Below are 22,434 nucleotides of genomic sequence, written 5' to 3'. Positions count from 1 at the left end.
CATGTGGGATGATTACCACAAAGACGCGATGAGCGGTAAGAATGTTGTAACTGAAGATGATTGGGACGACTGGGACGACGAAGAAGATGACGGTCATGTTATCTACGTTCGTGACTAAGTTTTGATGATATAAGAAAAGCCGCAATGAAAATTGCGGCTTTTTTGTATCTAAATCATGTTGAGTCTTTCTGGTTTGATGCAAACTGGTGCTTAGGAATTATTCATATACATGGAAGGAATCATGGCTTCACAACAGAGAGCGATATCTAGGTTAGTCGCTCAAGCTGGACAAATACTATTGGCGCACGGTGCTGAAAGTACATTGGTTGGCGACATTATGAGAAGGATCGGTATCGCTAGTGGTGTTGATGAAGTGGAGGTTGCGTTATCTGCTAACTCGCTAGTCGTCACAACTCGGATAGCAGATCACTGTATTACAACCACGCGTAGTTGTGCTGATCGTGGAATAAACATGCGCGCGATTACTCAGATCCAACGTATTTGTATTATGATGGAAAAAGGCATTTTAGACTGCAGCCTCGCTCAGCGAAAGCTAAATGCTATTAGCCCTGAACGATATAACCGCTGGTTAGTCGTTGTGATGATAGGGTTATCTTGTGCTTCTTTTAGTCGATTAGCTGGCGGTGACTGGAATGTATTCGCCATGACATTTATCGCTTCAGCAACCGGTATGATCGTTCGTCAAGAAATTGGTCATCGGCATTTCAATCCACTACTTAACTTCGCTATTACCGCGTTTGTGACGACACTTGTGTCAGCACAAGCCGTTATGCATGGTATTGGTAATCAACCAACCATTGCGATGGCTTCTTCTGTATTGATGTTAGTTCCTGGTTTCCCATTGATTAACTCGGTGGCGGATATGCTGAAAGGTCATATCAATATGGGAATTGCCCGTTTTACTATGGCGAGTTTATTAACCTTAGCAACGAGCCTTGGCATTGTAGGTGCAATGAGCTTAACGGGCGTATGGGGATGGATAAACTAATGGATTTCTTCAACTTACTATTCGGCTTAGTCAACGACATGTTCTTTGCTGCTATTCCTGCTGTTGGTTTTGCTCTTGTGTTCAATGTACCTCAAAGGGCACTCATCTATTGCGCATTAGGTGGTGCAATTGGTCATGGCAGCCGTTATTTGATGATGGATTTTGGCATTCCAATAGAATGGGCAACTTTCTTTGCCGCTACTATTGTTGGGATGATAGGTGTTCATTGGTCACATCGTTTATTAGCTCACCCGAAGGTATTTACTGTTGCGGCTCTGATACCTATGGTACCGGGTGTCTTTGCCTTTAAAGCGATGATCGCCATGGTTGAAATCAATAATTTAGGTTACACACCAGAGCTGCTGGCCACTTTAATGGAAAACTTCCTTAAAGCGATGTTTATTATCGCAGGGCTGGCGATTGGATTAGCCATGCCGGGACTGTTATTCTATCGCCGTCGCCCGATAGTTTAGAGTTGGGATAACGGAACGTTACTAAAAATAGATAGGACCATAGACATGATCATTAGTATGGTTGCCGCAATGGCAAACAATCGCATTATCGGTAAAGACAACCAGATGCCATGGCACTTACCTGCAGATTTTGCTTGGTTTAAGAAGGTCACCATGGGTAAGCCTGTAGTGATGGGGAGAAAGACCTATGACTCGATTGGTAGGCCGTTACCTGGACGTTTAAATATCGTAATTAGCCGTGATTCAAACTTAGTTATTGATGGTGTGACGACTGTTACTTCTATAGATCAAGCTCTTGAAGTTGTTGCTGACGTTGAAGAGGTGATGATCATTGGTGGTGGTTCAATTTATCAAAGCTGTTTGCCTAAGGCTGACAAACTGTATCTGACATTCATTGATTTCGAAGTCGACGGCGATACCCAGTTCCCTGATTGGGGGAAAGACTGGACTCAAGTAATAAGCGAGTCATACGGTGCAGATGAAAAGAATAAGCATGATATGGAATTTGTAGTTCTAGATCGTCAATAACTAATTTGATTAACCTAGTGAGCAATAATGACTTCATTCACAGGGTCATTATTGCTATTCGTTCTCTTTTCCGTGCTTATTTTCAAAGAGCTTTCTGACGATAGAATTTATGTTCTTCCCAATGTAATAGTGTCAGTTCTCCTCCCCAAACACAGCCTGTATCAAGGCCAATAACTTCTTCACCCGAATAGCCTTTTAGTGCCGCCCAGTGACCAAACAAAATTGTTTTTTCAATTGGAGTTCTTGCGGAGACTTTGAACCATGGAACGAGTTCGTCATCTTTGATTTCATTGGGTGGAAGTTTACATGTCATGTCGATATGGTATGAATTTGAGCAATAACGCATTCGTGTAAAGCTATTGATGATGTATCGATAGCGTTCAATACCTGTTAATTGATTATTCCAAAGATCAGGCTGATTTTCATACATGTTTTCGATCAACCAAGTCCATTTGTCTGAACGTAGAAGATCTTGTATTTCCAAGTTAGCTTTACGGGCGGTTTCTAGATCCCATTGAGGCGAGATACCTGCATGACACATGACAAAATTTTCATGTTCCTGAAGTAGAGGCTGTTGACGTAACCACGTTAGCAGTTCATACCTATCTTCTGCTTCTATAATTGGTTTTGTCTTATCCTTTCCTTTAGCAGGAAATAAATCCAATGAAACTGCGAGTAAATGTAAGTCATGATTGCCTAACACAACTTTAGCGCTTGCTCCGAGCCCTTTGATAAAGCGCAGCGTTTCTAACGACTTTGGACCACGAGCGACAAGATCTCCGGCAACCCATAAAGTATCAAACTTAGGATCAAACTCTACGGTTTTGAGTAGTCGCATGAGTTCATCAAAGCAACCTTGGATATCACCAACGATATAATTAGACACAGTTCGTTTCTTATTAATTGAGAATATTAGGAATGGCGAGTCTGAATGGATCTACCTGAGCCAAAAAGTCTTGCCCCTGATAGTCGTTCATAACGTAATGACCTTGCATTACACCTACAGGGGTTTCTATGACAGTGCCACTGGTATAAGTATATTCATCATTGGCGTCAATCACGGGCTGTTTTCCGACAACCCCATCACCTTCAATAGTTAGCTGTTTACCATTGGCATCAGTGATCAGCCATCGGCGTGTCAGTAATTGAACCGGAGTTTTACTGAGGTTCTTGATTGTAATGATATAAGCAAATACGTAGCGGTCTTTGTCTGGTTCTGATTGCTCAGCAATATACTTGGTGTGTACTTGGCACTTGATGCAGGGCGTCGAAATATCCATATTCGCTCCTTAGATTGAGCCAATTATCCATATATTTGGATAGCCATTATTGTTGATACGGTAAGTGAAAATAGAGGATAGAGCAAGATGAAGTACAGAATGTAAAAGATAAGGCACACTATCAGACATTTGCATGTAAAAATGTCACCGATAAAAAACAGGCTCCTCACCGAAGTGTAGGAGCCTTTTTATTATTTTTCAGTGTTGTTCTGGTCGTATAGCCAGTTTGCCATATCAACAAACTGCTCCAGAGTTAGGTTCTCAGGGCGCATACCTGGGTTAACGCCAAGCTCTTCAAGAACTTCTTTGCTGATTAAGCTCTTATAGCAGTTACGAACTGTTTTACGACGTTGGTTGAAGCCTTCACGACATACACGATCTAACCATTTTAGGTCTTTCGCTGGGTAAGGAAGGACTTCATATGGTTGAAGGCGTACTACAGCAGAGTCAACTTTTGGCGGCGGAACAAATGCTGTTGGTGGCACTTCTAACACAGGAGTGACTTTACAGTAGTATTGAGCCATAACGGTAAGACGACCGTAAGCTTTAGTACCCGGACCAGCAGCTAGGCGATTAACCACTTCTTTTTGAAGCATAAAGTGCATGTCTTGAACATCTTTATGGAATTCAAATAGATGGAACATCAATGGTGTAGAGATGTTATATGGCAAGTTGCCGAAGATGCGTAGCTTATTGTTCGGCTTAACAAGTTGTTCGAAATCGAACTTCATTGCATCGCCTTCATAGATCGTTAGCTTGTCAGCAAGATCAGGGTGATTACGCAGACGTTCTGCAAGGTCTCTATCTAGCTCAATGACCGTAAATTTATCGGTAAGTTTACCTACAGGTTCAGTGATTGCACCAAGACCAGGGCCAATTTCTACTAAGTTTTGACCTGGTAGTGGGTTAATGCTTGATACGATTCCGTCGATAATATACGGATCATTCAGGAAGTTTTGACCAAAACGTTTACGCGCTTTGTGTCCTAAGTGGACATCATTTCTCATTGCTTTTTCTCTACTAATTCAATGGCGTGCGTGAGCGCTGTTCTAAAGCTCCCTGTATCAGCTAGGCCTTTGCCTGCCAAATCCAGAGCTGTACCATGATCAACCGAAGTTCGAATGAATGGTAAGCCTAGTGTGATGTTCACTGAACGACCAAAGCCCTTGTATTTTAATACTGGTAATACTTGGTCGTGATACATACCTAAAACAGCATCTGCATCTTGCAGATATTTCTCATTAAAGATGGTGTCAGCTGGCAATGGGCCAACTAGGTTAATGCCATCTCGTTGTCGAATTTTTTCTAGGGTCGGGGTGATCGTTTCGATCTCTTCACGTCCTAGGCAACCATCTTCACCTGCATGAGGGTTTAGACCACACACATAGATAGTTGGCTTCTCTATAGCAAACTTTTCGACTAAGTCTTTTTGAAGAATATGGATGATTTTTTCCAGTCGTTCTTCAGTTACTGCTTTAGAGACGTGTGATAGAGGGATGTGCGTTGTGACTAGTGCAACTCGCAAACCTTCAGTTGCCAACATCATAACCACTAATGGTGTATTGGACTTCTCGGCAAAAAACTCAGTGTGTCCGCTAAATGCGACTCCAGCTCGGTTAATTACCCCCTTGTGAACAGGGCCGGTGACAATAGCATCAAATTCATCATTCATACAGCCTATTGCTGCGCTTTCTAATGTATTTAATACATAATGACCGTTCGCTTCATTAAGCTCGCCAACAATGCTCGGTTCAGCCAAGGGTAAATGACTAACTACCAAGGTCCCAGAACGTTGTGCTTTAGCTGGGATAGACGCGTCATAGTCTATAAGTTCTAATGAAATTCCCAGAATTTTTGCTCGTTCAGCTAGCATTTGTTTATCAGCGCAAACAACGATTTGATGTGGCCAATCTTCTTGAGAAAGTGCTACAACTAAATCGGGGCCAATTCCCGCAGGTTCTCCTGCAGTAACGGCAATTCGTCTAATTGTCATTTTCGTTATCTCCAACCATTTCAACAAACGCACTTGCACGGATTTCTTGTAACCATGCTCCTGCTTCTTCGTTGAATTTACGATTGAAAAGAATTCGATACGCTTTATTTTTCATCGCTGAATCTGTTCTATCAACTTCACGTCGATCTAATACTTCGACGATATGCCAGCCATGAACCGTTTTAAATGGTGCACTGATAGTGCCTTTTTCTAAAGTTTCAACTTGGTGCTTAAACTCAGGGACATATAGATCGGGAGTTTGGTAGCCTAACTCTCCATCTTGTACAGCAGAACCTGGATCTTGGCTGTGTTGTTGGGCCAAATCACCAAAGGTTGCTTCGCCCGCATTAATACGACGAATAAACTCATTGAGCTGCGACTTTGCACCTTCATCACTAAGAATTACAGTTGGTTTTAGCAATATATGACGAGCATTAACTTCGGTAACAGCAACCGTTTCTAAGCCTTTCACATCCTCAATTTTTAGAATGTGGAAGCCTACACCACTGCGGAAAGGACCAATAATACTGCCTTTATTTTGCAGTTTGATTTGATCTGCAAAAATGGTAGGCATTTCTTCTTTACGCATCCAGCCCCAGTCGCCACCTTGAAGTGCCTTAGGTCCTTTAGAGTAGGTATAAGCCATAGTGCTGAAGTCTTTACCTGAGTTTAATTCTTCCACTAGCTCAGTGGCTTGAACCTCTAGCTCTTCTTTGGTTTGGTCATCACTAAATCGAAGCTGAATATGACCAATTTTATACTGAACCGTTGCGTTAGTTTCTTGAGCTAGAATTTCAGCAAGGTTGTCAACTTCTGCAGGTAGAATATTGATACGCTGACGAACTAATGCATTACGAGCTTCACTTGCCGCTAACTCTTTGCGAACCTGCTCTCGGAACGCACTATAGCTCAACCCTTCAGCAGCTACGGACGCAGTCAGTTGATCAATGGTTTGGTTATTGTTTTTTGCAATTTCAGCAATCGCTTCATTTAAGCGGTTGTCATCAATACGTACACCAATTCTTTCTGCTTCTTGAGTTTGAATGGTATCGACGATTAATTTTTCTAGAACTTGCTCAACCAATACATCTTGCGGCGGCAGTGCTTGATTGTTTTTCTTCGCATTGGCACGTAGCGTTTTCATTGACGTATCAATATCACTTTGCAGTATCACGCCTTCATTGACGATAACACTCACTTTATCTAGTTCAACGGGTGCCGCTATGCTCGTTGATACGCTGCATGTTGCGGCTAAACTGATTAAAGTCTTTTTCCACAATTTCATTTGTAGTCCTTTAAGCTTTACCAACTATAAGTCAGTAAATAAAAAATTAGTTATTTAAGAAAAATGGGCGGCCGTAGCCTAGCGAGCTACCGGCGGCATCTGCACCTGTTGCCGTTGAGTCAGAACCAATGCTTGTACCAAAACCTATAATACCGAAGTTTAAGCTCAAATTGCTTTCATAAACGGGATTAGAGTTTGTGTCTGTGTACCCGATACCGTCCCAGCTTTTTAGTTGATTACTATAGGTAAAGCCGATGTACCAACAATCAGAGCGGTATCTAAGGTTAGCTAACCACTCTAGGTCTATTTCATCATTTAGGTCATAAAAATATTGAGCACTAGCGTGCCACTTCGGAGATATTTGGTAAGCGCCGAGTAAACCAGCTTGAGAAATGCCTTCTTTAGTTATCGAGTCGATATCTACTGTACTGCCGACAGTTTCATCTAAATATGCTTTAGTTACATAACGGTAGTTAGTTTGAATGTAGCCCCCATTAAAACGGTATTCGAGCGTACTGTTGGCTAACTGCATCGCAGAGGTGTCTATATCGTATTGAACGCCGCCGTGATAAAACAAGTAATCATCATAGTTAAAGTCCATTTCTACAGCCCATGAGGAGTAATTTGACTTTGTGGAAGACTCTTCGCCATCCGAAGAAGCTTTAGTGTCTTTATCTATGTAGTAAATTTGACCGAAAGAGATGTTTAAGCGCTCTTTATAGGAATCATCAAAAAATCGAGACGAAGCACCATAGCTGATTTGATTGGCTTCAGAAATTTTGTCAACACCACTGTATTTACGACTTCGGAATAGTCCGTAATAGTCGGTTTGTAATAACGTTGTATCGTAATTGCCAATATTACTTTGATCTTCTTTAGGTACATACAGATATTGGATTTGAGGTTCTAAAGTTTGAGTGTAATTTTCAAAGATGGTTGTATCACGCTCCAACACAACACCAGCGTGAGTTCTAAATTCAGGTATTACACGAGACACGGTGTCTTCTAACCCCAAATACGGGTTTGTTTCTTTTGTTCCCGATGTTGTATCTACACCATCAAGATCTTGCTGATAATATGTACCAAGTAGCCGAGCTTCTGTGGTCCATGTGCCCCAAGTATTGCCTACCGGAATAGTAATTCCGGGCTCTACATGAACTCGTGTCGCTGACGGTGCTCCATCTGCATCAGTAGCAAATTGTGATACATGGCTAATCACATCAAAGTCGAGATACTTCATGACTTCAGGTGCATAGTAGTTATATTCAAGTTGCGGCATTAAGCGGTACGGTAGGTTTCCAGTATCAGTTAACACTTGAAAATCACGAACTAGTAGTGATGCATCCCAAGATTGTGAGCGATAAGTTGCTCTTCCTTCTTGTAATAGTTGACCATCTTCTTGATTACCAATACTCGAATCTATATCTGAAAAGTAACCAATATCACTGACTTTCGAGTAGTCAATTTCTACTTTCCAATTTTCTTGGAATATACCTATGTGGGAATATTGCGCACCCCAGCGGTTGCCTTTTTCTGGGTGCTTGGCATCGTCAGGAAGTATTTCTGACTTGATGCTACCGGTACCAAAGTCATTCAAGTATCGGAACTCACTATTGAGCTGAGTGCCACGCTCTTGCATGTACTTAAGAGTTGTTTCTAAATCGTAGTTAGGTGCTAAGTTCCAGTAAATAGGAACTTCAGCTTCAAAACCGTCACTTGAACCGTAGGAAACCGTTGGGTATAGAAAACCCGTTTTACGTGTATCACCAATAGGCACAGTTAAATAAGGAAGATAGAAGACTGGGACACTTTGAATCTCGAATCGAGGATTGTAGAAAGTCGCTTCTTCTTCATTTTGATCGACGCTAATGCTAGAAGCACGCATGCGCCAAGCGTTGTCACCAATAGGACATGAAGTTATTGACCCGTCTTCAATTTCATAAACTGCTTTGCCCGTTTTAGCTACATAGACCGCATCACCACGACCAGGCTCGCACAGGAACTCATAGTCGGTGTTTTCGAGAGTCATTTCGTCAGTGGTGAGGTTGTTGGTCGCTTTATCCGATAGTGCTTTGATTTGACCATCATTAAAAGTGACATTACCTTCTGCTACTACAATATTCTCTTGCTGATGAAGAGTCACATTATCCGCTAAAATGGTTTTATTACCTTGAGTGACTTTTACATCACCGACATAGGTAGCTTTTTGCCCATTGATTGCTTCTAAGTGGTCAGCTTCAACTAAAGCTGGTAATTGTGTATCGTTTTCTGAAGAAGGTTCGATCAAGCATTGATCTATAGAGGGCATTTCCTGCACACTATTATCGTTTGTTATTTCTGTTTCAGCTTGAGCAGTCGACACGTATAAGGCCGTGCTAATAGAAGCGGCTAACAAGGTGCGGGAAAAACATTGCATGAAATTGAACTATCCTGTGTCACGAGAAATTGATTGAGATGAATCAATCAAATTAATAAAACTGTTTTCCTTATGATAAAGGAAATAATTGCATCCAGCACTATAAGACCGCTGAACATAGAAAAAATTCACAACTAGAGAAAATATAATGCAGATATTTGGCAAAATCCTTGGTGCCTTTTTTGGCTTTTTATTTGGTGGATTAGTAGGATCTATCTTTGGCCTATTTCTAGGGCATCAATTTGATAAAGCTCGCCGTCTTAACCAAGCTGGTTTTAAGCGTTCTGGCTTTGGTAGTGGTCCGAGCCAGGCAGAACGCCAAGAAGAGTTTTTTAAAGCAGCGTTTGCTGTCATGGGGCATGTAGCAAAAGCAAAAGGTCAAGTGACTCGAGAAGAGATCCAATTGGCTAGCACTATGATGGATCGAATGAGCTTACATGGCGAACTTCGCAAGTCTGCTCAAGATGCTTTCCGTGATGGTAAAGAAACTGGCTTCCCGTTGGACGAAACTTTAGAGCGCGTGAAGATTTCAGCGGGTGGCCGTTTTGACTTGTTACAGTTTTTTTTAGAATTACAGATATCGGCTGCATTTGCCGATGGCGATTTACACCCTAGTGAGCGTAATGTACTGCACAAAATTGCTCGTGGGTTAGGCTTCTCTACAGATCAACTTGAACAGCGCTTAAAAATGCAAGAAGCGGCATTTCGTTTCCAGCAGCAGGGGGGAGGTTTCGGCGGTCATGGAGGACAGCAACAGTCATCTGGCTGGCAACAAGCATCACAAGCGGATCAATTAGCTGATGCGTATAATGTGTTAGGTGTGAGTGATAGTTCTGATGGCAAAGCCGTGAAGAAGGCCTATCGAAAACTTATGAATGAGCATCACCCTGATAAGTTGATGGCGAAAGGCTTACCACCAGAGATGATGAATGTCGCGAAAGAGAAGTCGCAAGAAATTCAAAATGCTTATGACTTAATTAAGAAGGTCAAAGGTTTTAAGTAATCAAATACTAAACCGAGTAATGACATCAAGTTACTCGGTTTTATTAAAGGGAATTATATGACAATAACGTATCAGGATGTTCTAGATTTTTGGTTCGATGAGTTGACGCCTAAAGACTGGTTTACTGGTGGAACTGAGATTGACGCTTTGATTGATTCTCGTTTTGCTGACCTGCACAAAGCAGCCATCCAAGGTGAGTTATTTGAGTGGCGCCAAACAGCACAAGGCCGTTTGGCTGAGATTATCGTGTTGGATCAGTTTTCTCGAAATATTGGAAGAAATAGTCTAGCAGCGTTTACGGCTGATCCGATGGCGCTGGCTTTAGCTCAAGAAGCGGTAGCGGGCGGTTTTGACCATCAGCTTAGTCAACAACAAAAAAGCTTCCTGTATATGCCTTATATGCATAGTGAGTCTTTGTTAGTCCATGAACAAGCCGTGGGGCTCTTTTCTCAAACTGGACTAGAACATAATTTGGATTTTGAGTTTAAGCATAAGGTTATCATTGAACGTTTTGGTCGTTACCCTCATCGTAATGAAGTGCTAGGGCGAACTTCGACTCCTGAAGAAGTAGAATTCTTGCAGCAACCGGGCTCAAGTTTTTAATTGTAGAGATACGGTCAATGAATTGAGAAGAGGCTAGTGGTTGATAAAACCCTAGCCTCTTTTTTGTTTTGCTTTAGTTATGAAGTTTAGCGTTAGAGCTAGTTAGCTTGGTTGAGCGACCAGTCGTAGTCATAACTGATATTTTGAGTATTGGTTACTGCTTCTGTTCGATATTGGTCTAAGTGTTGAATGAGTTGTTTCTCTGTACCAAAATCCACAGCAAACCATTCATAAATCGATGATAGCTGGAGCTTATTGCCTTTAACCAACACACCTTTGTCACTGTTAACAAACTCAGAGACTGCTTGTTCTAGTAGAGCCTCGGTGTTGTCAGCCGTAAAGGCTTGAAGTTGTAGGTTAGGGCACCCTAAACTCGCACAATTTACCGCGTAGTGTGTGCGTGGGTCTTGCCAAATAGGTCTTAAGATTCGATGCTCAATGTCGTTGAGTGTTAGTGACTTCCTGTTAACGACTACCACATCATCTCCCCATGGCCCGAAACTAAATAATCCACCAAGTTTAGTGATCGATTTTATCGGGTAGGCATCAAGAATCAAATCGACAGTAATGGCGTTGTATAGGTTAACCCAATAAGCATATTGCTCTGATTTTAAATAGTCGAGCGGATTAACCTGTTCTAGCTTCTTGATATATAGCTTCAGCTTTGCCTTATCTGCAGTGCTCACCGTTTGATAACGAACTAATGTGTTTTGCCCTTGTTTTATTAGGTAGCTGTCGAGGAATTGCTGCCAATCTTGATGAGATATTTGTTCTAGATTGGTCTCGTTGCTTTGATTCCAATAAGGCCAAAGTTCTGATTTAGGGGCTGACCAAGCTAAGGTTGAGAAAAATAGGCTGATAATAATGAGTAGTTGTTTCATTGCATTCTCCTGATGACTGACTACTAAGACCTTATGGCTTACCATTTCCTTTCATCGCTCTTCAGTTAAATAATAAAGTCGAGCCAATAAAAAAGGTTGGCATTAGGCCAACCTTTATTTGTATTCAAACTGTGTGAGGCTATTTCAAAACTTCGTTATTTTAGAAAGTTAGGGATTTTAGCTTCAAATTCAGAGATCTTATCGGCGTGCTGTAGGGTGAGACCGATGTTGTCTAACCCGTTAAGCAGGCAGTGGCGACGGAACTCATCAATTTCAAACGAGTACTGTTTGCCATTCGCGCTAACTTTCATTGCTTCTAAATCAACAGTGACTTCAGCGCCTTCGTTTGCTTCTACGAATTGGAAAATCTCATCCACTTCTTGCTCAGTCAATCGAACCGGAACCATTTGGTTGTTGATGGAGTTACCGTAGAAGATGTCTGCAAAGCTTGGCGCAATCATTACTTGGATACCGTAATCGGCAAGCGCCCAAGGTGCGTGTTCACGAGATGAGCCACAACCGAAGTTTTCACGAGCCAGAAGAATTGAAGCGCCTTGGTAGCGAGCTTCGTTCATTACAAACTCAGGGTTTGGTTGTTGGCCTGCGTCATCTAGGAAGCGCCAATCGTGGAACAAGTGCTTACCAAAACCAATGCGGTTTACTTTCTGTAGAAATTGCTTTGGAATGATCGCATCAGTATCGATGTTGGCCGTATCTAGAGGAACGACTAATCCGGTGTGTTGTTGAAAACCTGACATGTTAAATCCTCTAATTAAAGTTCACGAATATCGACAAAGTGACCAGCGATAGCCGCTGCGGCTGCCATTGCTGGGCTAACTAGGTGCGTACGACCATCACGGCCTTGGCGGCCTTCAAAGTTACGGTTTGATGTAGAAGCACAGCGCTCTTGTGGACCTAGACGGTCGTTGTTCATTGCAAGACACATAGAGCAGCCTGGTAGGCGCCATTCAAAGCCTGCTTCGATGAAGATCTTATCCAGGCCTTCAGCTTCAGCTTGTGCTTTTACTTGCTCAGAACCAGGAACGATCAATGCTTGAACATGTTTCGCTACTTGGCGGCCTTTCGCTACTGCTGCCGCTGCACGCATGTCTTCGATACGTGAGTTAGTACAAGAACCCACGAAGACTTTATCGACGTTGTAATCCGATAGAGATTTACCCGCCTCTAGTCCCATGTAAGCCAAAGCTTTTTCGGCAGATGCCTTTTCAACAGGATCTGCAAAGCTTTCTGGTGCAGGGATTGGTGTGTCTACCGAGATAACCTGACCGGGATTGGTTCCCCAAGTAACTTGTGGTTTGATATCTGCAGCTTCTAGCGTCACAACAGCATCGAATTCTGCATCAGCATCGGTTTTCAATGTGTTCCAGTATTCAATAGCTGCTTCTAAATCTTCGCCCTCAGGAGAGAACTTACGACCTTTGATGTATTCGTAAGTCGTTGCATCAGGAGCGATTAAGCCTGCTTTCGCACCCAGTTCGATTGCCATGTTACATACCGTCATGCGACCTTCCATTGTAAGGTCAGTAATTGCCTCACCACAGAATTCAACCACATAGCCTGTACCGCCAGCGGCTGTTGTCTTGCCGATGATCGCGAGTACGATATCTTTTGCGGTAATGCCTTCAGCGACTTTGCCTTTTACTTCGATCTTCATGGTTTTAGCGCGAGCTTGTTTTAGCGTTTGAGTTGCTAGAACGTGCTCAACTTCAGAAGTACCGATACCGAATGCTAAAGAACCAAATGCACCGTGTGTTGCCGTGTGTGAGTCACCACATACGATGGTCATGCCCGGTAGAGTAATACCTAGCTCTGGGCCCATTACGTGGACAATACCCTGGTATTTGTGGTTTAGGTCGTAAAGCGTTACACCAAACTCTTCACAGTTTTTCGATAGCGTTTCCATTTGGATACGAGCCATCTCGCCAGAAGCATTAATGTCTTTGGTTTGTGTCGATACGTTGTGATCCATAGTTGCAAAAGTTTTGCCTACTTGGCGTACTTTACGGCCTTTTTCACGTAAACCATCAAAAGCTTGAGGTGACGTTACTTCATGGACTAGGTGGCGGTCGATATAAAGAATCGGGTTTTCGCCTTCCGCTGCTACTGCAACGTGAGCGTCATAAACTTTCTCGTATAAGGTTTTGGCTTGCTGGTTTGTCGACATAGCTTTTCTTCCTTGGGAGCATCAGTCCCAGTGTTTATTCCAACCCTACCAAGTTAGTTAACAAGGTAGGTTGAGAGTATTCTTATTAGTGGTGATGTTCGCTGAGTCTGCGTTCTATGACGCTAGGATGTACTCAGCAATTTTATCGCCCATCTCAGAGGTTGTTAGGGCTTGGTTCTTACCAGCAAGGTCTGCCGTTAGTTCACCAGCAGAAAGCGCTTTAGATACCGCTGTTTCGATGTCTTGTGCAGCAGCTTCTTCACCTAGGCTGTAACGAAGCATGAGTGCTGCAGAAAGGATCTGTGCAACAGGGTTCGCGATGTTCTTGCCTGCGATATCAGGAGCACTGCCGCCTGCAGGTTCGTATAGACCAAAGTTGCTTTCGTTCAGGCTTGCTGAAGGAAGCATACCCATAGAGCCTGTGATCATTGCGCACTCATCTGAGATGATGTCACCGAAGATGTTCGAACATAGCATTACGTCGAACTGAGATGGGTCTTTGATTAGTTGCATGGTCGCGTTGTCGATGTACATGTGATTTAGTGTTACATCTGGGTAGTCTTTAGCGATCTCTTCAACAACTTCGCGCCATAAGATAGAGCTCTGTAGAACGTTTGCTTTGTCGATTGAGTATACGTTTTTGTTACGTAGGCGAGCAGATTCGAAAGCAATCTTTGCAATACGCTCGATTTCGTAACGGTGGTAAATTTCTGTATCAAACGCTTTTTCATTTGCGCCTTCGCCTTCTCGACCTTTAGGTTGGCCGAAGTAGATACCGCCTGTTAGTTCACGTACCACAACGATGTCGAAACCATTACCTGAAATGTCAGCACGTAAAGGAGAGAAAGACTCTAGACCTTTATGGATTTGCGCTGGACGTAGGTTACAGAATAGTTGGAAATGCTTACGTAGTGGAAGTAGGGCACCACGCTCTGGTTGGTCATTCGGTGGAAGATGTTCCCATTTAGGACCACCTACAGAACCGAATAATACAGCATCAGATTCTTCACAGCCTTTAACTGTTGCTTCTGGTAGTGGACAGCCGTGGTTATCAATCGCAATACCACCAACATCATACTCGTCACGAGAGAAGCTAATAGCGTGCTTCTTTTCAATCGCGTCTAGCACTTTATGTGCTTGCTGCATTACTTCTGGGCCAATGCCATCACCAGGTAGTACGGCAATCTTGTATGATTTATCAGTCATGTTAATCCTTTAATTCTTGTTACTGAGCTATTTAGCTCGTTTTAAATTTTGTCCCTAAAGCCAACAACATCGGCTCTAGGGCTCTGTTATTGGGTATTAAACTGTTGCGATCTTCTTTTGCTTTATTTCAGCTATTTGGTCGGCACGGTGAATACTATTAATTACGTGCAATAGTGCCTGACCTGAGGCTTCAACGATATCGGTTGAAACGCCTGTACCGTGGTATTTGCGACCTTTGTAGTTAGCAATGATATCAGCTTGACCTAAGCCATCTTCACCTTCGCCTTTAGCGGTAAGGTCGAATTTATCCAATGCAATTTCGTAGCCTGTTAAGCGGTAGATACACTGGTATAAAGCATCAACAGGGCCGTTACCGACAGCGGCTTCGCATTTCTCTTCATCACCACATAGCAGTTTGATACTAGTAGTAGACATAACACTACCAGATTGTACGCTTAGGTAGTTAAGTTTATAGAAGTCATCTTCATCGCGTAGGTTCGCGAAGTGCATTAGCGCTTCTAAATCGTAATCAAAAACTTGGCCTTTACGGTCAGCAAGCTTCAAAAAGTCTTCGTACAAAGAATCTAGGCTGTATTCATTATCTTTATAACCCATTGCGTCCATGTGGCTCTTAACTGCTGCACGGCCACTACGGCTTGTTAGGTTCAATGCTTTGTTCTTCAAGCCAATAGACTCAGGTGTCATGATCTCGTAAGTGTTCTTGTTCTTAAGCATGCCATCTTGGTGAATACCTGAAGAGTGGCTGAATGCGTTAGCACCAACGATAGCTTTGTTATCTTGAATTGGCATGTGGCAAAGTTGACTAACCAACTTACTAGTACGGTGAATCTCTTGATGATCCAAACCAGTATGAACACCTAGCAACTCTTGGCGAGTTTTGATGATCATCGCGATTTCTTCTAAAGAACAGTTACCCGCACGTTCACCAATACCGTTAATAGTACCTTCAACTTGACGAGCACCGGCTTGTACCGCTGCGATTGAGTTGGCAACCGACATGCCTAAGTCATCGTGACAGTGAACTGAGATGATCGCTTGGTCGATGTTTGGTACTCGATTGAATAGCGTTTGGATTATGCCGCCAAACTCGTTAGGAACTGTGTAGCCCACTGTGTCTGGAATGTTGATGGTTTTAGCGCCCGCGTTGATAGCAGCTTCAACCATACGGCACAGATTGTCGATAGGAGTACGGCCAGCATCTTCACAAGAGAACTCGACATCGTCTGTGTAGTTACGAGCGTGTTTAACCGCTTTAACTGCCATCTCTACAACATCGTCGTAGCTACGGCGTAATTTGTCTTGTACGTGAACCGTCGATGTAGAAATGAAAGTATGAATACGGAACTGCTCGGCAACTTTTAACGCTTCAGCCGCTGCATCGATATCTTTCGCAACTGCACGAGAAAGGGCGCAAATACGGCTGCCTTTAATGTTCTTCGCAATGGTTTGTACTGACTCAAAGTCGCCTGGAGATGACACAGGAAAACCCGCTTCAATAACATCTACACCCAGTCGTTCAAGTGCATAAGCGATCTGTAATTTCTCTTTTACCGTTAAGCTTGCAGCCAACGCTTGCTCGCCATCACGTAAGGTCGTGTCAAAAATTATCACTTGATCGTTCATGGGTGCTTCCTTATATCGATAATGAATCGATTGCTATCCAAATTATTATTAAGAATGATGTTCTTTTAAAAGTGTCAGTTACAAAAAAACCCGCTCGGCGCGGGTTTTAATATTTGTGTAGTTCTTGACCCACAACTTACCCGCGCGATTGGTTCACGATAAGGAGAAGTTTCAGCAGTCGAGAAGAAGAAAAAATCATTACACAAATATCCGTAAATAAACTGTTAACACCATATTTACCGTAATTTATTCTAAGCGTCAAACAAGAAAATCCAATATCAGCGCTCATTGGCAGTGTTTTTGTTTGGTTTGTGCTGTTCGTGTTTGCCGTTTTGGTTTAATTAGCTGTTTTGTGGTTTTGGTGTGGGGGGTTAGTTTATCGTTTGGTTAATGTGTAGGTTAAAACTTTGTAGTAAATCTTTTTTGTGGAGTGATTCACCAACAAAAATGAAAATGCGGTTAAATTAATTAATCATTTGATTAAATAGTGAGTAATTAATCTTCTACTACCGTATCAATTTATCTCTATAATTAATCGTGCGATTAATTATAGAGATAGGTTTTTAGTGATGACTGCGCGTAAAGCAGGACGACCTCAACAGAATCTGGATGTGCGGCAGTTGTTAATTGAACACGCCCGTGATCTGTTTGTCGTTCAACCATATGACAAAGTATCGACACGTTTGGTTGCTGAGCGAGCAGGTGTCAACGTTGCGATGATTCGCTATTATTTTGGAAGTAAAGCTGGGTTATTTGAAGCCATGCTACGGGAGACTTTGCGACCAATGCAGCTACAGATGCAAAAGCTCGTGGTTCAAAGTAGCCATGAGAACTTTTTGGATCTCATGCGTACCTACTATAAAGAAATGGTGAAAGTCCCTAAGTTTCCTCGCTTGATTGCTCAGGTAATGAATATGCCACCTTCAGAGGTTCAGCGAGAGTTACTTGAAAAAGTATTCTTAGATGTGACTCAACCAGCTCAAGATGTGATGTTTGAGAAGTTGATGGAGCGAGGGATTTTAAAGCAAGGAATGGATCCGAAGTTGTGTCGTATTTCCTATATCAGCTTAATGGTTTTTCCGTTCATCGCTCCCCCTCCATTACTCGCTATACATGGAATTGAACTCAATGAAGAGTTTTTGAACCGCTTAATTGAACACAATATTCAATTGATGACTGAAGGTTTTGTTGATGCATTGCAGCCTTCCCATTCGCAGGAAACAACATAATGAAACTTAATAAAAAACTACTATTTTTTCCAGCGCTTGCTGTTGGCGTATTGAGCCTAGTGACTGCGATTAACATGCGTCCGGATTTACCCACTAAGCCCGCAGGAGATCGTGCGCGTTTGGTTGATGTTATGCCTTTGGAACTCAAAGCGATGGCGCCAAAAGTTATTGGCTTTGGCAAGATCACACCAAAAGTAGAATGGAAAGCGATAGCAGAAGTCACCGGTAAAGTGGTATTTCGCTCTCCTTTGTTAGAGAAAGGACAAATCTTAGCCGCAGGCACAGAAGTGTTGAGAATTGATCCTTTGGATTACGAATTAAAACTGGTTCAAGCTCAAGCCGATTTAAAATCAAGCCAAACCTCATTAGCGAAATTGACTCAAGAAGAAAACAATCTTAAACAAACTTTAAAAATTGAGAAAAACCGCTTATCGATCAGCGATAAAGAATTAGACCGTAAACAAAACCTACGTAAGAAAGGGCTCACATCTCAGTCTGATGTGGATCAGCAACAGCAAAGCACTTTGTCCCAGCAGAAATTAGTCCTAGATATAGAAAACCAAATTGGTTTAATGCCCGACGAAAAGCGAGTGGCGGAAGCCGTAGTGAAAGTGAACGTGTCGAAAGTGCAAGAAGCTCAGCGCTCATTAGAGAAAACCAGTATTGTTCTTCCGCAAGCGATGCGTATTGCTCAAGTGGACATTGAACAAAACCAAGTGGTGAATCTTCAACAAACAATGTTGGTCGCCCATGGTATTGATGTGATGGAAGTTGAGGCTCAATTATCGATTCATGACATGCAAATATTGGCTTCAAGTTTGAGTGACTTTAGCCGAGATGAGTCAGGTATTCCACGTCCTGATATGGCAAATATCAATGCGAGCATCGAATTGAGTAGCGGCTCTATGAGCGCATCTTGGCCAGCAAAAGTTGCCCGTATCAGTGAAACCGTCGACGAGAACCAAGCAACAGCTGGTGTGATCTTAGAAATATCGCAAGATTACGCACAGCTAGAGCCAAGCAGCGCACCTCCTTTAGTCAATGGAATGTTTGTTCAAGCTAAAATTGAAGGGCAAGCGAACCCAAGCTGGGTAATTCCTGAACGCGCTCTGCATGGTGACAAAATCTATTTAGTCGACAGTGAAAGTCGTTTACATATTGAGTCAGTGACAGTGTTATACCGCCGTGACAACCTGGTGGTGGTTGATGGTGAGCTAGAGTATGGAGATAAATTGATCTTGAATGATCTTCTCCCTGCGATTGAAGGAATGTTATTACGCGAAACTAAGGCTATAGAGGAGAACCCAGTATGATCAAATTCTTCTCAAGGCATCCGACGGCCGCCAACCTATTGATGCTTGCTTTATTACTGATGGGCTTGGTCTCATTGCCGACTATTAAACGTGAGACGTTCCCTGAGTATGATCCTCCGTACATTATGGCAGGCGTTGTTTACCCAGGCGCTTCTCCTCAAGAGGTTGAAGAAAGCCTATGTATACGCATGGAAGATGCAGTCGATGGGTTAGCAAATATCGAAGAGACTCAGTGTGAAGCGATAGAGGGCAGTGCTCGCTTAATTTTAAAATTGAATGAGAAAGCGGATATCGGCCGCATGCTGGTGGATGTTCAAACTCAGATAAACTCCATTAATGACTTTCCGTCAGAGATTGAATCACCGATTGTTCAGGAGCTGGATTGGAATGAACCCGTGGTTGATGTAGCGATTACCGCGAATACGACTTGGCCAGAACTGAAGTCCTATGCTGAAGATCTTAAACGGATCATGAAGCTTGATTACGATGTATCACTTGTTGAAGTTAGTGGTTTTTCTGATCACCAATATCGGGTTGAGTTGGATAGTCAGGCGATCCGTCAATTGGGTTTGAGCGTTGGTGATATCGCTGATCAAATAGGCAGGCAAAATATTAAGTTACCTAGTGGTAATGTCGAAACTCCAGATAAGAACTTTTTGATCCGTTTTGATGAACGAAAGGTCAAGCCCCTCGAACTCGAAAGTATCATTGTCGGTTCAGCCCCTAATGGTTCAGTGATCCGTTTACGTGATATAGCCACAATTACTGACAGGTTCGAGCTTGATGAGCAAAAAGTACTGTTCGACGGAAAACCATCCGCGTTACTTAAAGTTAGTAAGAACAAAGAAGACGATGCTCTACGAATCAAAGACCGTGTTACTCAGTTTGTAGAAGCGCAACAAGCCATCGCGCCAGATGGTGTGACTTTACAAATGACCAACGATTTATCGTCGGTATTGTGGGATCGATTAACCATGATGGTCAGCAATGGCTGGCAAGGTATTGTGCTGGTGTTTGCCACCATGTGGTTGTTCTTCAGTTTGCGATATTCATTCTGGGTTGCGGCAGGTTTACCCGTGGCATTTTTAGGCGGCTTATTTTTAATGGCTAACCTAGGGTTATCTATCAACATCATGTCACTGGTCGGCTTATTAATGGCGATAGGTATCATGATGGATGACGCCATCGTTATTGCAGAGTCGATAGCTTCCCATTTAGATAGGGGGCAAAAAGTAGATGACGCCGTCTATAACGGAGTGAAAAAAGTCTTTCCGGGCGTATTGTCTTCTTTCTTAACCACGGTTTGTATCTTCGGCAGCTTACTGTTTCTTGATGGTGAAATGGGTGCGGTACTTAAAGCGGTTCCACAAGTTCTGATTTTGGTGCTGGCGTTAAGTCTTGTTGAAGCATTTTTGATCTTACCTAACCATCTCGCTCACTCGCTGCATAAAGAGAAAAAAGAAAAAGCGCCACTGCGTTTTAAAGTGGTTCTATTGGAAAAATTTGAGCACTTTCGTAATACGACCTTGATGGTGGCTGTAGAAAGGGTCGTAAGCTACCGTTACGCCTTCATGGGCGGAGTGATGGCTTTATTACTGATTTCAGTTTCTCTGATCGCTGGTGGCTTAGTGAAGTTTCAGCCCTTCCCTGAACTAGATGGTGATATCGCCGAAGCCCGCATTATTTTACCGCCAGGCGCATCGTTGGCGCAGACGGAAAAAGTGGTCGATAAAATAGTCGCTTCAGCTCAGAAGTTGGATAAGCAATGGAGCGAGGAAGTTGAAGGTGGTCAAAAGCTTGTTCAGCATATTACTAGCCAGTTCAATGCGAATGCAGACGCCAACGAGTCGGGTCCCCATTTAGCTACAGTACGTTTAGACCTATTGGGTGCTGAAAGTCGTAATACCATCATCGACGAATTTATTAATGCGTGGCGTGAAGACATTGGCGAACTAGCAGACCCAATCTCATTAGTGTTTAAGCAACCAACGATGGGGCCGGGTGGTCGAGCCATTGAGATCCGTGTTAAGCACGATAATCTTGATGAACTTAAAGCTGCATCCATCGATATTCAAAATTATCTTAACGAATTTGAAGGTGTGCATGGTGTGCTTGATGACATGCGCATGGGGAAAGAAGAAGTATTAGTTAAGCTCCGTCCGGGTGTTGAAACCTATGGCGTGAATGGTCAAATGATTGCATCTCAACTGCGGGCAGCATTTTTTGGTCAAACCGCGGATGAGATTCAGCTGGGTGTTGAGAATATTTCTATCGAGGTTCGCCTAGACAAAGAACAAGCAGGAGATCTCCAGCAGTTAGCTAACTTCCCAATTATTACTCCTGAAGGTTACCAAATCCCGTTGGCGACATTAGCGACTTTAGATTTTCAGAGGAATTATGTTCGCATTCAACGCATCGACGGTTTAAGAACGATCAGTGTCTTTGGTGATACTGACAATACTAAAGTGAGCTCTTCGGCTATTTTGACTAAATTCCAAAGTGATAAAGCTGGTGAGTTGCAACAGAAATACCCTGGGCTGCGTTTTGATTTTGAAGGTGAAGCTAAAGATGCGGCCAAAACAGGGGCGTCGATGGGCAAAGGTTTCTTACTTGGATTGTTTGGTGTATTCGCTATCCTTAGTTATCAATTCCGCAGTTATTTAGAGCCTGTGGTCGTGATGATGGCGATTCCGTTAGCATTTATTGGTGTCGTGTTAGGCCACTGGATACTGGGGCACTCGTTAAGTATGCCGAGTATGATGGGCTTTGTTTCACTGGCCGGTATTGTTGTGAATGATTCTATCTTGTTAGTGCAATATATCCGCCATCATATTGATGATGGAGACAGCGTTCATGACTCGGTAGTCAAAGCCAGCCGTGAGCGCTTTAGAGCGGTCTTTCTAACTTCGATGACGACAGCTGCTGGCTTATTACCGCTGTTAACGGAGACCAGTTTGCAAGCTCAGGTTATTCAGCCATTAGTCATTTCAATTGTATTCGGTATTTTTGCCTCTACCTTGCTAGTACTATTTATGATTCCTGCTGCATACGCAATTCTGGCTGACTTTGGTTTAGTTAAGAAGCACGAGTCACTCACTGCATAATGGTTGAATTAAACTCTTACTAAAAAGCGACCTAGTGTCGCTTTTTCTTTTTTAGTAAAACGACTTTATGGCTACATTTTTAGGGGAGGATATATACCGAGAATGCGTACGAAAATGTGGCTTCTTTGCTTTAATACACGTGAAGGTTGGCGATTACTTTTGCATTAATAGATAGAACTATTGACCTGACTTTTGTCTTTATCTTTAGACCGATTCACAAGCCTAATAACTTGTAACAAATGTAACCATTTTTCTAGTGGTTCTTCTTTATGGATTCAAAAC

At 42.8% G+C, this 22,434-nt stretch carries 19 protein-coding genes and 1 pseudogene; 9 read left to right on the top strand and 11 right to left on the bottom strand.

Annotated elements, in window-relative coordinates; translation table 11 throughout:
* From L4C33_RS08815 to folA, 4 genes and pseudogenes are all read left to right on the top strand, one after another.
* Positions 1-118, top strand: a pseudogene (locus L4C33_RS08815) (GTPase); the annotation flags it as partial.
* Between the two features lie 123 nt (positions 119-241).
* A complete protein-coding gene (locus L4C33_RS08810) occupies positions 242-1,009 on the top strand; it encodes a threonine/serine exporter family protein (RefSeq protein ID WP_428812067.1) in 768 nt (255 codons plus the stop codon).
* Positions 997-1,482, top strand: coding sequence for a threonine/serine exporter family protein (locus tag L4C33_RS08805; protein ID WP_428812066.1), 486 nt, complete (start codon positions 997-999; stop codon positions 1,480-1,482). Before L4C33_RS08810 ends, L4C33_RS08805 begins: the two co-directional genes overlap by 13 nt.
* Before the next feature lie 45 nt (positions 1,483-1,527).
* Entirely contained in the window at positions 1,528-2,010 is a 483-nt protein-coding gene (gene folA / locus L4C33_RS08800; protein ID WP_428812065.1) for a type 3 dihydrofolate reductase, read from the top strand.
* 82 nt (positions 2,011-2,092) lie between these two features.
* Here the strand turns inward: folA and L4C33_RS08795 are convergent, their stop codons facing one another.
* The 6 genes from L4C33_RS08795 to lptD form a co-directional block, all read right to left on the bottom strand.
* Positions 2,093-2,896, bottom strand: coding sequence for a symmetrical bis(5'-nucleosyl)-tetraphosphatase (locus L4C33_RS08795; protein WP_428812064.1), 804 nt, complete (start codon positions 2,894-2,896; stop codon positions 2,093-2,095).
* 13 nt (positions 2,897-2,909) lie between these two features.
* Positions 2,910-3,290, bottom strand: coding sequence for a Co2+/Mg2+ efflux protein ApaG (gene apaG, locus L4C33_RS08790; RefSeq protein ID WP_428812063.1), 381 nt, complete (start codon positions 3,288-3,290; stop codon positions 2,910-2,912).
* Between the two features lie 191 nt (positions 3,291-3,481).
* Positions 3,482-4,297: a 16S rRNA (adenine(1518)-N(6)/adenine(1519)-N(6))-dimethyltransferase RsmA gene (gene rsmA, locus L4C33_RS08785; protein ID WP_428812062.1), complete on the bottom strand. Its 816-nt coding sequence runs from the start codon at positions 4,295-4,297 to the stop codon at positions 3,482-3,484.
* Entirely contained in the window at positions 4,294-5,283 is a 990-nt protein-coding gene (pdxA, locus tag L4C33_RS08780) for a 4-hydroxythreonine-4-phosphate dehydrogenase PdxA (RefSeq protein WP_428812061.1), read from the bottom strand. Before pdxA ends, rsmA begins: the two co-directional genes overlap by 4 nt.
* Positions 5,273-6,568, bottom strand: coding sequence for a peptidylprolyl isomerase SurA (gene surA / locus L4C33_RS08775; protein WP_428812060.1), 1,296 nt, complete (start codon positions 6,566-6,568; stop codon positions 5,273-5,275). The genes pdxA and surA overlap by 11 nt, the downstream gene beginning before the upstream one ends.
* Positions 6,569-6,614: 46 nt before the next feature.
* Positions 6,615-8,984 carry an LPS assembly protein LptD gene (gene lptD, locus L4C33_RS08770; RefSeq protein WP_428812059.1) on the bottom strand — a complete coding sequence of 790 codons (2,370 nt, stop codon included), beginning with the start codon at positions 8,982-8,984 and terminating at the stop codon, positions 6,615-6,617.
* A gap of 148 nt (positions 8,985-9,132) precedes the next feature.
* Here lptD and djlA point away from each other — a divergent pair, with 148 nt between their 5' ends.
* Together djlA and L4C33_RS08760 are read left to right on the top strand one after the other, a co-directional pair.
* The gene (gene djlA, locus L4C33_RS08765; RefSeq protein WP_428812058.1) at positions 9,133-9,987 is read left to right on the top strand and encodes a co-chaperone DjlA; all 855 of its coding nucleotides are present in this window, start codon (positions 9,133-9,135) and stop codon (positions 9,985-9,987) included.
* A 57-nt stretch (positions 9,988-10,044) separates the two neighbouring features.
* A complete protein-coding gene (locus L4C33_RS08760; RefSeq protein ID WP_428812057.1) occupies positions 10,045-10,590 on the top strand; it encodes a DUF924 family protein in 546 nt (181 codons plus the stop codon).
* 98 nt (positions 10,591-10,688) lie between these two features.
* On the opposite strand, the gene L4C33_RS08755 is transcribed toward L4C33_RS08760, so the two are convergent.
* From L4C33_RS08755 to leuA, 5 genes are all read right to left on the bottom strand, one after another.
* Entirely contained in the window at positions 10,689-11,471 is a 783-nt protein-coding gene (locus tag L4C33_RS08755; RefSeq protein WP_428812056.1) for a DUF547 domain-containing protein, read from the bottom strand.
* 155 nt (positions 11,472-11,626) lie between these two features.
* Entirely contained in the window at positions 11,627-12,229 is a 603-nt protein-coding gene (gene leuD, locus L4C33_RS08750; RefSeq protein WP_428812055.1) for a 3-isopropylmalate dehydratase small subunit, read from the bottom strand.
* Positions 12,230-12,243: 14 nt separating this feature from the next.
* A complete protein-coding gene (leuC, locus tag L4C33_RS08745; RefSeq protein WP_428812054.1) occupies positions 12,244-13,656 on the bottom strand; it encodes a 3-isopropylmalate dehydratase large subunit in 1,413 nt (470 codons plus the stop codon).
* Between the two features lie 114 nt (positions 13,657-13,770).
* Positions 13,771-14,862 carry a 3-isopropylmalate dehydrogenase gene (gene leuB, locus L4C33_RS08740; protein ID WP_428812053.1) on the bottom strand — a complete coding sequence of 364 codons (1,092 nt, stop codon included), beginning with the start codon at positions 14,860-14,862 and terminating at the stop codon, positions 13,771-13,773.
* A 96-nt stretch (positions 14,863-14,958) separates the two neighbouring features.
* Positions 14,959-16,506 carry a 2-isopropylmalate synthase gene (gene leuA / locus L4C33_RS08735; protein ID WP_428812052.1) on the bottom strand — a complete coding sequence of 516 codons (1,548 nt, stop codon included), beginning with the start codon at positions 16,504-16,506 and terminating at the stop codon, positions 14,959-14,961.
* A gap of 569 nt (positions 16,507-17,075) precedes the next feature.
* Between leuA and L4C33_RS08730 the strand changes: the two genes are divergently transcribed.
* The 3 genes from L4C33_RS08730 to L4C33_RS08720 are packed head-to-tail and all read left to right on the top strand — an operon-like array spanning position 17,076 to position 22,152.
* Entirely contained in the window at positions 17,076-17,735 is a 660-nt protein-coding gene (locus tag L4C33_RS08730) for a TetR/AcrR family transcriptional regulator (RefSeq protein WP_428812051.1), read from the top strand.
* On the top strand, positions 17,735-19,048 hold the full coding sequence (locus tag L4C33_RS08725; RefSeq protein ID WP_428812050.1) for an efflux RND transporter periplasmic adaptor subunit: 1,314 nt from the start codon (positions 17,735-17,737) through the stop codon (positions 19,046-19,048). The genes L4C33_RS08730 and L4C33_RS08725 overlap by 1 nt, the downstream gene beginning before the upstream one ends.
* On the top strand, positions 19,045-22,152 hold the full coding sequence (locus L4C33_RS08720; RefSeq protein WP_428812049.1) for an efflux RND transporter permease subunit: 3,108 nt from the start codon (positions 19,045-19,047) through the stop codon (positions 22,150-22,152). The genes L4C33_RS08725 and L4C33_RS08720 overlap by 4 nt, the downstream gene beginning before the upstream one ends.
* Positions 22,153-22,434: the final 282 nt, after the last annotated feature.

Source organism: Vibrio makurazakiensis, assembly GCF_050337375.1.
Lineage (GTDB): Bacteria > Pseudomonadota > Gammaproteobacteria > Enterobacterales > Vibrionaceae > Vibrio > Vibrio makurazakiensis.
Note: the sequence above shows the minus strand (reverse complement) of the source record. Positions and strands in the feature narration are given on the sequence as shown.

What these genes read in the sequence shown, in the direction of transcription:
- surA (WP_428812060.1), bottom strand. Translation starts at nt 6,568, where the DNA reads ATGAAATTGTGGAAAAAGACTTTAATCAGTTTAGCCGCAACATGCAGC.
- L4C33_RS08720 (WP_428812049.1), top strand. Translation starts at nt 19,045, where the DNA reads ATGATCAAATTCTTCTCAAGGCATCCGACGGCCGCCAACCTATTGATG.
- L4C33_RS08810 (WP_428812067.1), top strand. Translation starts at nt 242, where the DNA reads ATGGCTTCACAACAGAGAGCGATATCTAGGTTAGTCGCTCAAGCTGGA.
- L4C33_RS08805 (WP_428812066.1), top strand. Translation starts at nt 997, where the DNA reads ATGGATAAACTAATGGATTTCTTCAACTTACTATTCGGCTTAGTCAAC.
- apaG (WP_428812063.1), bottom strand. Translation starts at nt 3,290, where the DNA reads ATGGATATTTCGACGCCCTGCATCAAGTGCCAAGTACACACCAAGTAT.
- leuC (WP_428812054.1), bottom strand. Translation starts at nt 13,656, where the DNA reads ATGTCGACAAACCAGCAAGCCAAAACCTTATACGAGAAAGTTTATGAC.
- L4C33_RS08755 (WP_428812056.1), bottom strand. Translation starts at nt 11,471, where the DNA reads ATGAAACAACTACTCATTATTATCAGCCTATTTTTCTCAACCTTAGCT.
- pdxA (WP_428812061.1), bottom strand. Translation starts at nt 5,283, where the DNA reads ATGACAATTAGACGAATTGCCGTTACTGCAGGAGAACCTGCGGGAATT.
- lptD (WP_428812059.1), bottom strand. Translation starts at nt 8,984, where the DNA reads ATGCAATGTTTTTCCCGCACCTTGTTAGCCGCTTCTATTAGCACGGCC.
- L4C33_RS08725 (WP_428812050.1), top strand. Translation starts at nt 17,735, where the DNA reads ATGAAACTTAATAAAAAACTACTATTTTTTCCAGCGCTTGCTGTTGGC.
- leuA (WP_428812052.1), bottom strand. Translation starts at nt 16,506, where the DNA reads ATGAACGATCAAGTGATAATTTTTGACACGACCTTACGTGATGGCGAG.
- leuD (WP_428812055.1), bottom strand. Translation starts at nt 12,229, where the DNA reads ATGTCAGGTTTTCAACAACACACCGGATTAGTCGTTCCTCTAGATACG.
- L4C33_RS08760 (WP_428812057.1), top strand. Translation starts at nt 10,045, where the DNA reads ATGACAATAACGTATCAGGATGTTCTAGATTTTTGGTTCGATGAGTTG.
- rsmA (WP_428812062.1), bottom strand. Translation starts at nt 4,297, where the DNA reads ATGAGAAATGATGTCCACTTAGGACACAAAGCGCGTAAACGTTTTGGT.
- folA (WP_428812065.1), top strand. Translation starts at nt 1,528, where the DNA reads ATGATCATTAGTATGGTTGCCGCAATGGCAAACAATCGCATTATCGGT.
- djlA (WP_428812058.1), top strand. Translation starts at nt 9,133, where the DNA reads ATGCAGATATTTGGCAAAATCCTTGGTGCCTTTTTTGGCTTTTTATTT.
- leuB (WP_428812053.1), bottom strand. Translation starts at nt 14,862, where the DNA reads ATGACTGATAAATCATACAAGATTGCCGTACTACCTGGTGATGGCATT.
- L4C33_RS08730 (WP_428812051.1), top strand. Translation starts at nt 17,076, where the DNA reads ATGACTGCGCGTAAAGCAGGACGACCTCAACAGAATCTGGATGTGCGG.